We start from the raw sequence: 11,524 nt of genomic DNA, 5'->3' as shown, positions 1-11,524 counted from the left end.
TCCGGGGCCGGCCGGCACGACTCACAGGTCGAACGGCAGGACGCGGAAGGCCTTGTGCGCGGTCGGGGGCCCGACCACCCGGAAGCCGCGCTGATCGAGCATCAGGACCAGATCGGTGCGGAGGTCCGCGGCCGGCGCCACGTCGACGGCGTCCGCGAGGTCGAGGCGCAGATCGCGGTGGCGGGCCCGGACGGCCCGGGCGGCGTCCAAGGTGTCGGCGGTGATCTCGGGCAGGACCGCACGTCCGGACCGCACGCGGCGCCGTACGTCGTCGACGGCACCCATGGACGCGGCGGGTCCGAGGACCCGCCGTGCCAGGCGGTCGAGTTCGCTCGGCAGAACGGGTGGGATCACCAGCGTGCCGGCACGGTCCAGTACTTCGCGTGCCGCCGGACCGGTCGGGTGGTCGCGGTCGAGGGCCGCGATCACGGCGAGGTCCTCGGCTTCGACGTAGACGGTCGTGCGCTTGAGAGTCTTCTGCGTATGGTGCCGCCGCCACAGGTCGGCCCGGCGGTCTTCCGGTAATCCCGACAGCAGGTGTCGGGATTACCGGGGAGCATCGGTGCTGACCGATCGAGGACGTGGAAGGGTGCCGACATGACGGAGCAACCGCTCAAGGGCAGGGTCGCGCTGGTGGCGGGGGCCACCCGGGGGGCCGGGCGGGGGATCGCGGTGGCGCTCGGCGCCGCCGGGGCGACGGTGTACGGCACCGGGCGCAGCGCCGAGGGGCGCACCGGGGAGTACGGGCGGCGGCCGGAGACGCTTGAGGGGACGGCGGAGCTGGTGACCGCGGCCGGCGGCCACGGCATCGCGGTGCGCGCCGACCACCTGGTGCCCGACGAGGTCGCCGCGGTGGCCGCGCGGATCGAGGCCGAGCACGGCGGCCTGGACATCCTGGTGAACGACATCTGGGGCGGCGAGCAGCTGTTCGGCTGGGAGGTCCCGGTCTGGGAGCACGACCTCGACAAGGGGCTGCGCCTGCTGCGCCTCGCCGTCGAGACGCACGCGGTCACCAGCCACCACCTGCTGCCCCTGCTGCTCCGCCGCCCCGGTGGGCTGGTGGTGGAGATGACCGACGGGACCGCCGAGTACAACGGCACCCGCTACCGGAACTCCTTCTTCTACGACGTCGCCAAGGCCGCCGTGCTGCGGATGGCCTTCGCGCTGGGCCACGAGCTGGGCCCGCGCGGCGCGACGGCGGTGGCCCTCACCCCGGGCTGGATGCGGTCGGAGATGATGCTGGAGCACTTCGGCGTCACCGAGGAGACCTGGCGGGAGGCGACGGCGGCCGAGCCGCAGTTCGGCATCTCGGAGTCCCCGGCGTTCGTCGGCCGCGCGGTGGTGGCGCTCGCCGCCGACCCGGAGGTGGCGCGGTTCAACGGCACCTCGCACTCCAGCGGCGGGCTGGCCCGTGAGTACGGCTTCACCGATCTGGACGGCAGCCGCCCGGACGCCTTCCGCTACCTGGTGGACGCCGAGGGCGCGCCGGGCCCGGTGGACCCGGCCGGCTACCGCTGAGCGCCGCCGTAGAGGGCGGCGGAGCGGGCCGCCGCCTCGGCGAGCCGGCCGCGCAGGGCCGGCGGCCCGAGCACCTCGGCCTCCGGTCCGAGCCGCAGCACGTCCTCGTAGCCGACGTCCAGTGACTCCACGGGGAGCCGGACGGTCACCCACCCGTGTCCGTCGGGCTCCCCGGCACCGGCGAGCGCCTCCCGCGCGGCGACCGCGTCGAGCAGCCGCGGCAGCCGCTCCAGGCCGAGCGGGCTGAGCCGCACGGTCACGGTCTCCCGGAGCAGCGAGCGGGCGAACTCCGCCGCCCCGGCGTCCCAGAACGCCGCCAGGTCGAAGGCCCGGTCGGCCGGGTCGGGCTCGAAGCGCCGCTCCGACGGCTCGGCGGCGGCCAGCCGGTCCACCCGGTAGACCCGGTGCTCCCCGGGCCCGCCCGGCCCCCCGGGTGCGGGGGCGCCGTCGGCCGGTCCGTCCTCCGGCCGGGCCACCAGGTACCAGGTGCCCGCCTTCAGCACCAGCCCGGACGGCCGCAGCACCCGCCCGACCGGCTCCGCCTCCGGGCGCCGCCGGTAGCGCACCCGCAGCAGCCGCCCGTCCCACAGCGCGCGGGAGACCTCGGCCAGCAGCGGCGGCACGGGCGTGTCCCGGAACCAGCCGGGCGCGTCCAGGTGGAACCGCCGCGCCCCCTCGGACGGTGCCTCGCCCAGTTCGCCGGCCACCTTGAGCCGGGCGGCGAGCGCCGGGTCGGCGAGGCCCATGTCGCCGAGCGGGCCGGGCAGTCCGGCGAGCAGCAGCACCTCGGCCTCGGCCCGGTCGAGCCCGGTCAGCCGGGTGCGGTAGCCGTCGAGCAGCCGGTAGCCGCCGGCCCGTCCGCGGTCGGCGTAGACCGGGACGCCGGCCTCGGCCAGCGCCAGCACGTCGCGCTGCACGGTGCGCTCGGAGACCTCCAGCTCGGCGGCCAGTTCGGCGCCGGTCATGGCACGCCGCGCCTGGAGCAGCAGGAGCAGCGAGATCGCCCGGGCCGCCCTCATCCGTCACCGTCCTCCGTCCGTCCCGGGGCGCGCCCGGCCGCTCCAGCACCGATCATGGTGGCCGGGGGACCGCCGGCCGCGCGCCCACCGCGCGGTGGCCGGAGCCCGGCCGAACGCAGGCCGGACCGGACGACGGACCCAGACGACGGACCCGAGGAGCGCCGATGGCCACCGGCACCGTGCAGTCCTACCACGCGAACCACGGCTACGGGTTGATCACCCCCGACGACGACGGCCCGCCGCTGTACGTCTACTACGACTCGATCCTGGCGCCGGACGGCGGCGACCGGACGCTGGCCGAGGGCCAGCGGGTGGAGTACGACGCGACGGTGCAGGAGGGCCGTGCGGTCGCCGAGAGGGTCCGCCGGCCGGCCTGAACCGGCGGCCGGGAACCCGTGCGGCGAACCGGCCGGACCCCCGTACGATGAGCGCCCATGGAGATGACGACCGCCCTCTGGTCCTTCGCCCTCGTCGTGGGGCTGCTGACGCTCACCCCGGGGCTGGACACCGCCCTGATCCTGCGGACCTCGGCACTGGGCCGGCGGCGGCAGGCCTGGGGCGTGGTGCTCGGCATCCAGACCGGCACCCTGCTCTGGGGCACGCTCACCTCGGCCGGTGTGACGGCGCTGCTCACCGCCTCGCAGGTGGGCTACGAGATCCTGCGCTGGGCCGGTGCCGCCTACCTGGTGTGGATGGGGATCGGGATGCTCCGCGCCCGCGCCGGCGCCGCGGACCGGGAGGCCACGGACGGGCCGGCCGGGGACGCGGAGCGGGGGGACGCCCCGGCGGGCGGCCTGGCGGCCGGCTGGCGGCGCGGGCTGCTGACCAATCTGCTCAACCCGAAGGTCGGCGTCTTCTACGTGGCGGTGCTGCCGCAGTTCATCCCGGCGGGCGCTCCGCACTTCGCCGCCGGGGTGGCGCTGACCTGGGTGCACGTCCTGGAGGGGCTGCTCTGGTCGCTGGTGCTGGTGGGCTTCGCCCGGGCGCTGCGCGGCTGGCTGCGCCGCCCGGCGGCGCGCCGGGTGATGGACCGGGTGACCGGTGCGGTGGTGGTCGGGTTCGGCGTGCGGCTGGCGGTCTCCGACTGACGGCGCCCGGCCCGGCGGGGGCGTGGGACGCGCCCCGGCGTCAGCGGTTCATCCGGGCCAGGCCCTCCTGGAGCTCGCCCGGGTTCATGCAGACGTGCACGTCGACGTGGGCGTTGAACTCCAGCCAGAACGGTTCGAGGATCCCCGGCAGGGCGGCCTCGTCGGCGATGTCGATCACGATGATCTGGCAGCGCCGGCCGTGACGGGCGAAGGCGTAGGCGGCCTCGGGCTTGAGGTCGCCCATCAGCCGGTCGAACGTCGCCGTCACGGTGCCGTCCGCGATCGCCCTGTTGGCCGTCGGGGTGTCGAGTTCGATCTCCAGCAACGCGCGCATGGCGGTGCTCCTTCCCGGGCCCGGAAGAGCCCTCGTCTCCAGCCTCCCGCCGTCGCCGGGGGCCCGCAATTCACCCGGACGGCGGTACCGGGTTGGCTGCCGTGAGGCTCCGCGGGCTGGACTGGAGGCGACCGGACGACGACGGCCGGTGACCGGAACGAGGAGCCTCCGCATGGCGATCATCGTGGTGCTCGACCTTCCCGGGGTCACCCGGGAGCAGTACGAGGAGTCGGTGGACCGGCTGACCGGCGGCACCGGGCTGAACCGCCCCGGGGACTGGCCGGTGCGCGGGCTGGTCCTGCACGCGTCCGGTCCGCTGCCGGACGGCGCGGGCTGGCACGTCACCGACGTCTGGGAGTCCCGGGAGGCGTTCGACCACTTCGCGGCCGTGCTGCTGCCGATCCTGCGCGAGGTCGGCATGGCGACCGCCCCGCCGATGGTCTGCGAGGCCTACAACGTCGTCACCTGAGGCCGCGGCCCCCGGCCGGCCGGGCGCCCGCGGCACCGTCGCCCGCGGCCCGGTCACCGATCGCCCCGCCGTCCTCCGGCCGGTCGTGGTGGATCGGCCCGTCCCCGGCACCGAGCGGCAGGCAGCCGCCGCCCCGCCGGTGGGCGACGATCTCGGCGGCCACCGACACCGCCGTCTCCTCGGGCGTGCGGGCGCCGAGGTCGAGGCCGATCGGCGAGCGCAGCCGGGCGAGTTCGGCCTCCGTCAGCCCGGCCGCGCGCAGCCCGGCCGCCCGTTCGCGGTGGGTGCGGCGCGAGCCCATCGCCCCGACGTAGCTGAGCGGCAGCCGCAGCGCCCGCTCCAGCAGCGGGAGGTCGAACCTGCTGTCGTGGGTGAGCACGCAGAGCACCGTCCGGCCGTCCAGCAGGTCCAGCTGGGAGTCCAGGTAGCGGTGCGGCCAGTCGACGACGACCCGGTCCGCCTCCGGGAAGCGCCGCGCCGTGGCGAAGACCGGCCGGGCGTCGCAGACGGTGACGTCGTAGCCGAGGAACTTGCCGATCCGCACCACCGCGGCGGCGAAGTCGATCGCGCCGAACACCAGCATCCGCGGCGCGGGCACGTACGACTCGACGAACAGGGTGACGCCGCCGTGCCGCTCCTCGGCGCAGGGGCTCCCGTCGGCCCCGAGGACCAGCCGTCCGGTGCGCCCGGCCTCCAGCATGGCCCGGGCCCCGGCGACCGCGGCCCGTTCCAGCGCCGCCGCCCCGGGGGAGCGGGGGAGCGAGCCGTGGTGGGTGCCGGCGGTGACGGTGAGACAGGTGCCGAGCGGCGCGGCCGGTCCGGTGACGACCCGGGCGAGCGCCACCGGGGTGCCGGCGGCGACCAGTGCGAGGCCGCGGTCGAGTGCCGGGTCGGCGCCGGGGACCACCGGCTGGACGAGGACGTCCAGGACCCCGCCGCAGGTCAGGCCGACGGCGAAGGCGTCCTCGTCGCCGTAGCCGAACCGTTCCAGCACCGGCTCGCCGGAGGCGGTCGCGGCCCGGCACAGCTCGTAGACGGCCCCCTCCACGCAGCCGCCGGACACGCTGCCGACCGCCTCGCCGTCCGCCCCGACGGCGAGCGCGGCGCCCGGGTCGCGCGGCGCGCTGCCGGAGACCCCGACGACGGTGGCCACCGCGAAGGGGCGGCCCAGCGCGTGCCAGGCCAGCAGCTGCTCGGCGATGTCCTGCATGGGGGAAGCTCCTTCGCGCTCCGGGACCGGCCGGCCGGGCCGCCGTGGCGAACCGGGGGACGCCGGCGCCTCCGCCGTACGGGAGAACGATCCCGCACGGCCGGGGTGTCCCTCCGGGCGGGCCTCAGGGAGCGCCGGGACGTTCGGTGGTCAGGTGCTCGGGCCGCACCGGGATCCGGTTCAGCGCCAGCCCGGTGGCGTTCCGGATCGCCGCCACGACGGCCGGCGTGGCCGAGACGGTCGACGCCTCGCCCACCCCGCGCAGCCCGTAGGGGGCGTGCGGGTCCGGGAGTTCGAGGAGCTCCACCGGGATCGGCGGGGTGTCCAGGACGGTCGGGACCAGGTAGTCGGTGAAGGAGGCGTTGCGCACCGTGCCGTCCCGCAGGAGGATCTCCTCCATCACCGCGAGCCCGAGCGCCTGGGTGCAGCCGCCCTGGATCTGGCCCACCACGGCGAGCGGGTTGATCGCCCTGCCGACGTCCTGCACGGCGGCCAGCTCCACCACCCTGACCAGGCCCAGCTCGACGTCCACGTCGACCACCGCCCGGTTGGCGCAGAAGGTGTACTGGACGTGGCCGTCGCCCTGCCCGGTCTCCCGGTCGAACGGGAAGGTCGGCCGGTGGCGGTACTCGCGGACGGCCTCCACGGGCTCGTCGCCGATCAGGTCGGCCAGGTCGGCCAGCGGTCCGGCCGAGGCGGAGACGACCCGGCCGCCGGCCAGCGTGAGGTCCCGCCCGGTCCAGCCGTGCCGGCGCCGGCCCCGCTCGATCAGCTCGTGCCGGACCGCCTCCGCGGCGAGCTTGACCGCGCCGCCCGTCATGTAGGTCTGCCGGGAGGCGGAGGTCGATCCGGCCGAGCCGATCCCGGTGTCGGCCGGCTGGACGGTCACCTGCTCGACACCCAGCTCGGTGCGGGCGATCTGGGCGTGCACGGTGACGCCGCCCTGGCCGACCTCGGCCATCGCGGTGTGCACCAGGGCGACCGGCTCGCCGCCGGCCACCTCCAGCCGCACCCGCGCGGTGGAGTGGTCGTCGAAGCCCTCGGAGAAGCCGACGTTCTTGATCCCGGCCGAGTAGCCGACGCCGCGCACGACGCCCTCGCCGTGCGAGGTGTTGGACAGCGCGCCGGGCAGCTGCCGCCGGTCCGGCTCCGGGCCGCCGGGGTCCGGCGCCGGCGGCAGCGGCATCGCCGCGACCCGCCGGAGCAGTTCGGCGACCGGCGCGGGTGCGTCGATCTCCTGCCCGGTGGGCATCCGGTCGCCCTGGCGGACGGCGTTGAGCCGGCGCAGCTCCACCGGGTCCATGGACAGCGCGGCGGCCAGCCGGTCCAGCTGGCTCTCGTAGCCGAACGCCGCCTGCACCGCGCCGAAGCCGCGCATCGCCCCGCAGGGCGGGTTGTTGCTGTACAGCGCGAGGGCGTGCATCCGCACGTGGGGGATCACGTACGGGCCGTTGCCCAGCGAGGCCGCGTTGCCGACCACGGAGGGGGAGGAGGAGGCGTACGCGCCGCCGTCCAGCACGATCCGGGCGTCGGAGTAGACCAGCCGGCCGTCCCGGGTGGCGCCGTGCTCGTAGCGCATCCGCGCCGGATGGCGGTGCACGTGGCCGAAGAAGGACTCGTCCCGGGAGTAGACCATCTTGACCGGGCGGCCGGTGCGCAGGGCCAGCAGGCAGGCGTGGATCTGCATCGAGAGGTCCTCCCGGCCGCCGAACGCGCCGCCCACGCCGGCCAGGGCGAGCCGGATCCGCTCCTCCGGCAGCCCGAGCACCGGCGCCATCTGCCGGCGGTCCACGTGCAGCCACTGGGTGGCGACGTGGAGGTCGACGCCGCCGTCCTCGGCGGGCACCGCCAGCCCGGACTCCGGGCCGAGGAAGGCCTGGTCCTGCATGCCGACCTCGTAGCTGCCGGTCACCACGACGTCCGCCATGGCCCGCACCTCGTCGGTCACGCCCAGGCCGGAGACGAGCCGCTGCTCGTGGCAGATGTTGCCGTGCGCGCGGGCCCGGTACTCGTGCGGCTCGTGCACGTAGCCGTACCTCTCCGGGGCCAGGCACTGCTCCTCGGTGACGATCGGGTCGAGCACCTCGTAGGCGACCGCGATCCGCTTCGCCGCGCGCCGGGCGGTCTCCGGGTGGTCGGCGGCGACCAGCGCGACCGGTTCGCCGTGGTGGCGGATCCGGTCGATCGCCAGCACCGGCTGGTCGGGGATCTCCAGGCCGTAGTACTTGCTGCCGGGGACGGACTCGTGGGTGAGCACCGCGGCCACCCCGGGCACCGCGAGCGCTCCGGAGACGTCGACGGAGAGGATGTTCGCCCGGGGGTGCGGCGAGCGCAGCGTCGTGCCCCACAGCATGTCCTCGTGCCACAGGTCCGAGGAGTACGCGAACTCGCCGCGCACCTTCAGCGTGCCGTCCGGGCGCGGCGGTGAGCCGCCGACGCCGTCCGGGCCGCTCCGCCGGACCTCCCGGAGGTCCCTCCCGGCCGGCCCGGTCCGGGTGCCGGCCGGGGCGGCGTCCGCGGGGGAGCGGGTCCGGGCGTTCATCCCGTCACATCCCCGCGGATCCGGGCGGCGGCCAGCCGCACCGCGTCCATGATCTTCCCGTAGCCGGTGCACCGGCACAGGTTGCCGGCCAGCGCCTCCCGGATGTCCGCGTCGGACGGCCGCGGGTCCCGGGCCAGCAGCGCGTCCGTCTGCACCACCAGGCCGGGCGTGCAGAAGCCGCACTGGACGGCTCCGGCGTCCAGGAACGCCTGCTGGACCGGCCCCAGCCCGCCGTCCTCGCCGCCCAGCCCCTCGACGGTGCGCACCTCGCGGTCCTGCACCTGGCCGGCCGCGACCAGGCAGGCGCAGACCGGCACGCCGTCCAGGTAGACCGTGCAGGAGCCGCACTCGCCCTGCTCGCAGGCGTTCTTCGAGCCGGGCAGACCGACGCGCTCGCGCAGGAGGTACAGCAGGCTCTCGCCCTCCCGCACGCCGTCGGCCTCGGCCGGGCGGCCGTTGGCGGTGAACGTGATCCTCATGCCGCGCTCCCGATCTGCCGGCGGTAGTCGTCCCAGGCCCAGGTGAGGGTGCGCCGGGCCATCACGGCGAGCGCGTGCCGGCGGTAGGCGGCGGTGCCCCGGACGTCGTCGATCGGGGCGGCGGCGGCCGTGACCAGCTCGCCGAACCGGACGGGCACCTCGGCGCCGAGCGGCCCGCCGCTCTCCCACAGGCCGCGCCCCGCGAGCACCTCCCCCAGGTAGTCCTCGGCCCCGGCGGCGCGCCGCGGGGTGGGCGCGGCCGAGCCGATGCCGGTGCCGACCGTGCCGCTCCGGGGGTGCAGGGCGAGGCCGAACGCGCAGACCGCGATGACCATCGCGTTGCGGGTGCCGACCTTGGAGAACTGCTGGGGGCCGTCGGCGACCGGGATCCGCACGGCGCGGATCAGTTCGTCGGGTGCCAGGCAGTTGCGCTTCACGCCGGTGTAGAAGCCGTCGATCGGGATCAGCCGGGTGCCCCGCACCGAGGCCGCCTCGACCAGTACGTCCCGGCCGGCCGCCAGCAGCGCCGGGTGCGCGTCGCCGGCCGGCGAGGCGGCGCCCAGGTTGCCGCCGACGCTGCCCCGGTTGCGGATCTGCGGGGAGCCGACGGTGCGGGCCGCCAGTGCCAGGCCGGGCAGCGGGCCGGACAGCTCGGCGATGATCCGGCTGTACGGGACGGCGGCGCCGAGCCGGACCACGCCGCCGCCGACCGACCACTCGGCGAGTTCGGCGACCCGGTTCAGGTCGAGCACCGCGGGCGGCCGGCGCACGTCGAAGTTCAGCTCGACCATGACGTCCGTCCCGCCCGAGACGGGCAGCGCGGCCGGCTCGGCGGCCTTCGCCGCGAGCGCCTCGCCCCAGTCCGCGGGCCGAAGGAACTCCATCCGGGTGCCTCCTCACGTCCTGGCCGGCGGGTCGCCGCGGCGTGCCCGGAGGCCTCCGACCAGTGAACCGCCGCGAGGCGGGCCACCGGCAGTCACCGATGGCACGAAGCCCCGGCCGCGCTCCCGCCCGGCATCCTGTACGTTCCTCCAAGGAGAACGATCACGCGGCCCGGCGGTGCGCCGGGTCGCACCGAAGACCGTGATCCGGCCGCGGCTCCCCGGCCACGACCCCGCGATCCGGGCCCCGGGGAGCGCCGCGCCGGGCCCGCCGGTACCCACGGCCGGGCGCCCGGACCGCCCCGGCTCTCCTGCTCCCGCCCCGCCGTCCGTCCGTCCGTTAGGAGCCCCCGGATGCGTGTCCGTGACCTGCTCGCCCCCGGTGCCCCGCGCATGCGCCTGCTCGCGGCCGAGGACGAGCTGGACCGCCGGATCGGCGGCGTGATGACGACCGACCTCCAGGACCCCGGCCGCTACCTGCACGGTGGCGAACTGGTCCTCACCGGCATGCTCTGGCGCACCGGCCCGGCCGACTCCGAACGGTTCGTGCGCACCCTAGCGGCCGGCGGCGCGGTCGCCCTCGCGGCGGGCGAGGCCGAGGTCGGGCCGGTCCCCGAGGACCTCGTGGAGGCCTGCCGCCGGCACCGCATGCCGCTGCTCGCGGTGCCCGACGACATCGCGTTCGGCACCGTCACCGAGTTCGTCGGCCGCCAGGTCTCCGCCGACCGGGCCGCCGACCTGTCCGCCCTGGTCGACCGGCACCGGCTGCTGGTCCAGGCGGCCGGCGCCGGCGGCCTGGACGCCGTGCTGGACCTGCTCGGCGGCGACCTCGACCTCGACTGCTGGGTGCTCGCCCCGACCGGCGCGGTGATCGCCGGGCCCGCCGACCGGCTCCCCGCCGAGGACCGTGACCGGCTGGTCCGCACGCACCTCGCCGCCCGCCACCGGCCCGGCGGGCCCCCGCAGCCGGCCCGGCTCCCGGCCGGCACCTTCTCGCTGCTGCCCGCGCCCGCCGACCCGGAGGCCGGCTCCCCGCTCGCCGACTGGCTGCTCGTGGTGGCCGGCGACATCACCGAGTGGACCGCCAAGCGCCGCCAGCTCGCCGAGAACCTCGCCCGGCTGGTGGCCGCCGAACGCCACCGCCGGGACGAGGGCCGACGGCTGCGCCGCCGCCTCGCCGACGAGGTGCTCGCCCTGCTGCGCCGCGACGCCGACCCGGCCGAGATCGGCCGCACCCTGGACGCGTCCTCCGTGAGGGCCGGCCGGCGGGAGGGCACCGGGGCGCAGGGTACGGACCGCCCCTGGCTGGTGGTCCGCGCCGAGGGCACCGGCCTGCCCGAGGGCACCGTGCGCGCGGTCCTTGAGGAGGCGCTGGGTGCCGGCCCCGACGGCGCCCTGGTCGCCGGGGCCGGCACCGGTGCGGTGGTGGTGATGCCGGTACCGGACGGCCCGGTGTCCGCCGACGCCCTGCGCGAGCTGCTCGCCCCGCTGGAGGCCGGGCTCGGCCCGGAGGCCCGGATCACCCTCGGCGTCTCCGCGCCCGCCCGGGGACCGGCGGGTCTGCGCGGCGCGCTGGAGGAGGCCCGGCACGCCCGCCGGATCGCCGCCTCCCGGTCCGGCGGGGTCCGGGTGGCCGGGCCGGAGGAGCTGGCCTCGCACGTGCTGCTGCTCGCGGCCGTCCCCGACGAGGTCCGCCGGGCCTTCCGGTCCCGGCTGCTGGACACCGTGAGCGCCTACGACACCGAGCACCAGGCGGACCTGCTCCGCACCCTGGAGGCGTTCCTGCGCTCGGACGGCTCGTGGACCAGGTGCGCCGCCCGGCTGCACGTCCACGTCAACACGCTGCGGTACCGGATCGGTCGCATCGAGGAGTTGACGGGCCGCGACCTCTCCCGTCTGGAGGCCCGGGTGGACTTCTACCTGGCACTCGAACTGGCCTGAGCCCGCGAGCACGGCGGCGGCCCCGGAACACCCGTTCCGGGGC

Annotated in this window: 12 protein-coding genes; 5 read left to right on the top strand and 7 right to left on the bottom strand. The window is 76.7% G+C overall.

The window, feature by feature from the left end; genetic code table 11:
* Positions 1 to 21: 21 nt before the first annotated feature.
* Positions 22 to 429, bottom strand: coding sequence for a PIN domain-containing protein (locus ACFCX4_RS09485; RefSeq protein WP_376140098.1), 408 nt, complete (start codon positions 427 to 429; stop codon positions 22 to 24).
* Positions 430 to 597: 168 nt separating this feature from the next.
* On the opposite strand from ACFCX4_RS09485, the gene ACFCX4_RS09480 reads away from it, so the two are divergent.
* Positions 598 to 1,518 (top strand): SDR family oxidoreductase, encoded by a 921-nt coding sequence (locus ACFCX4_RS09480; protein WP_376140097.1) that lies wholly within the window; start codon positions 598 to 600, stop codon positions 1,516 to 1,518.
* Here ACFCX4_RS09480 and ACFCX4_RS09475 read toward each other — a convergent pair.
* A complete protein-coding gene (locus ACFCX4_RS09475) occupies positions 1,509 to 2,537 on the bottom strand; it encodes a helix-turn-helix transcriptional regulator (RefSeq protein WP_376140095.1) in 1,029 nt (342 codons plus the stop codon). The two genes, ACFCX4_RS09480 and ACFCX4_RS09475, sit on opposite strands and share 10 nt — an antisense overlap.
* A gap of 164 nt (positions 2,538 to 2,701) precedes the next feature.
* On the opposite strand from ACFCX4_RS09475, the gene ACFCX4_RS09470 reads away from it, so the two are divergent.
* Together ACFCX4_RS09470 and ACFCX4_RS09465 are read left to right on the top strand one after the other, a co-directional pair.
* Positions 2,702 to 2,914: a cold-shock protein gene (locus tag ACFCX4_RS09470; protein ID WP_376140093.1), complete on the top strand. Its 213-nt coding sequence runs from the start codon at positions 2,702 to 2,704 to the stop codon at positions 2,912 to 2,914.
* A gap of 57 nt (positions 2,915 to 2,971) precedes the next feature.
* On the top strand, positions 2,972 to 3,625 hold the full coding sequence (locus ACFCX4_RS09465) for a LysE family translocator (RefSeq protein WP_376140091.1): 654 nt from the start codon (positions 2,972 to 2,974) through the stop codon (positions 3,623 to 3,625).
* Positions 3,626 to 3,665: 40 nt separating this feature from the next.
* On the opposite strand, the gene ACFCX4_RS09460 is transcribed toward ACFCX4_RS09465, so the two are convergent.
* Positions 3,666 to 3,959: a hypothetical protein gene (locus ACFCX4_RS09460; protein WP_376140089.1), complete on the bottom strand. Its 294-nt coding sequence runs from the start codon at positions 3,957 to 3,959 to the stop codon at positions 3,666 to 3,668.
* Positions 3,960 to 4,131: 172 nt separating this feature from the next.
* Between ACFCX4_RS09460 and ACFCX4_RS09455 the strand changes: the two genes are divergently transcribed.
* A complete protein-coding gene (locus tag ACFCX4_RS09455) occupies positions 4,132 to 4,428 on the top strand; it encodes a hypothetical protein (RefSeq protein WP_376140087.1) in 297 nt (98 codons plus the stop codon).
* On the opposite strand, the gene ACFCX4_RS09450 is transcribed toward ACFCX4_RS09455, so the two are convergent.
* The 4 genes from ACFCX4_RS09450 to ACFCX4_RS09435 form a co-directional block, all read right to left on the bottom strand.
* Positions 4,421 to 5,638, bottom strand: a complete 1,218-nt coding sequence (locus ACFCX4_RS09450) for an XdhC family protein (protein ID WP_376140085.1) — start codon at positions 5,636 to 5,638, stop codon at positions 4,421 to 4,423. The two genes, ACFCX4_RS09455 and ACFCX4_RS09450, sit on opposite strands and share 8 nt — an antisense overlap.
* 124 nt (positions 5,639 to 5,762) lie before the next feature.
* Positions 5,763 to 8,180 carry a xanthine dehydrogenase subunit D gene (pucD, locus tag ACFCX4_RS09445; protein WP_376140083.1) on the bottom strand — a complete coding sequence of 806 codons (2,418 nt, stop codon included), beginning with the start codon at positions 8,178 to 8,180 and terminating at the stop codon, positions 5,763 to 5,765.
* Positions 8,177 to 8,659 carry a (2Fe-2S)-binding protein gene (locus ACFCX4_RS09440; protein WP_376140081.1) on the bottom strand — a complete coding sequence of 161 codons (483 nt, stop codon included), beginning with the start codon at positions 8,657 to 8,659 and terminating at the stop codon, positions 8,177 to 8,179. The genes pucD and ACFCX4_RS09440 overlap by 4 nt, the downstream gene beginning before the upstream one ends.
* On the bottom strand, positions 8,656 to 9,543 hold the full coding sequence (locus tag ACFCX4_RS09435; protein ID WP_376140079.1) for an FAD binding domain-containing protein: 888 nt from the start codon (positions 9,541 to 9,543) through the stop codon (positions 8,656 to 8,658). Before ACFCX4_RS09435 ends, ACFCX4_RS09440 begins: the two co-directional genes overlap by 4 nt.
* Before the next feature lie 351 nt (positions 9,544 to 9,894).
* On the opposite strand from ACFCX4_RS09435, the gene ACFCX4_RS09430 reads away from it, so the two are divergent.
* A complete protein-coding gene (locus ACFCX4_RS09430; protein WP_376140077.1) occupies positions 9,895 to 11,481 on the top strand; it encodes a PucR family transcriptional regulator in 1,587 nt (528 codons plus the stop codon).
* The last annotated feature ends 43 nt before the right edge of the window (positions 11,482 to 11,524 follow it).

The organism is Kitasatospora sp. NPDC056327 (genome assembly GCF_042261735.1).
Taxonomy (GTDB): Bacteria; Actinomycetota; Actinomycetes; order Streptomycetales; family Streptomycetaceae; genus Kitasatospora.
The sequence above is the reverse complement of the archived record's forward strand: the minus strand, read 5'-3'. Positions and strand labels throughout refer to the sequence as shown.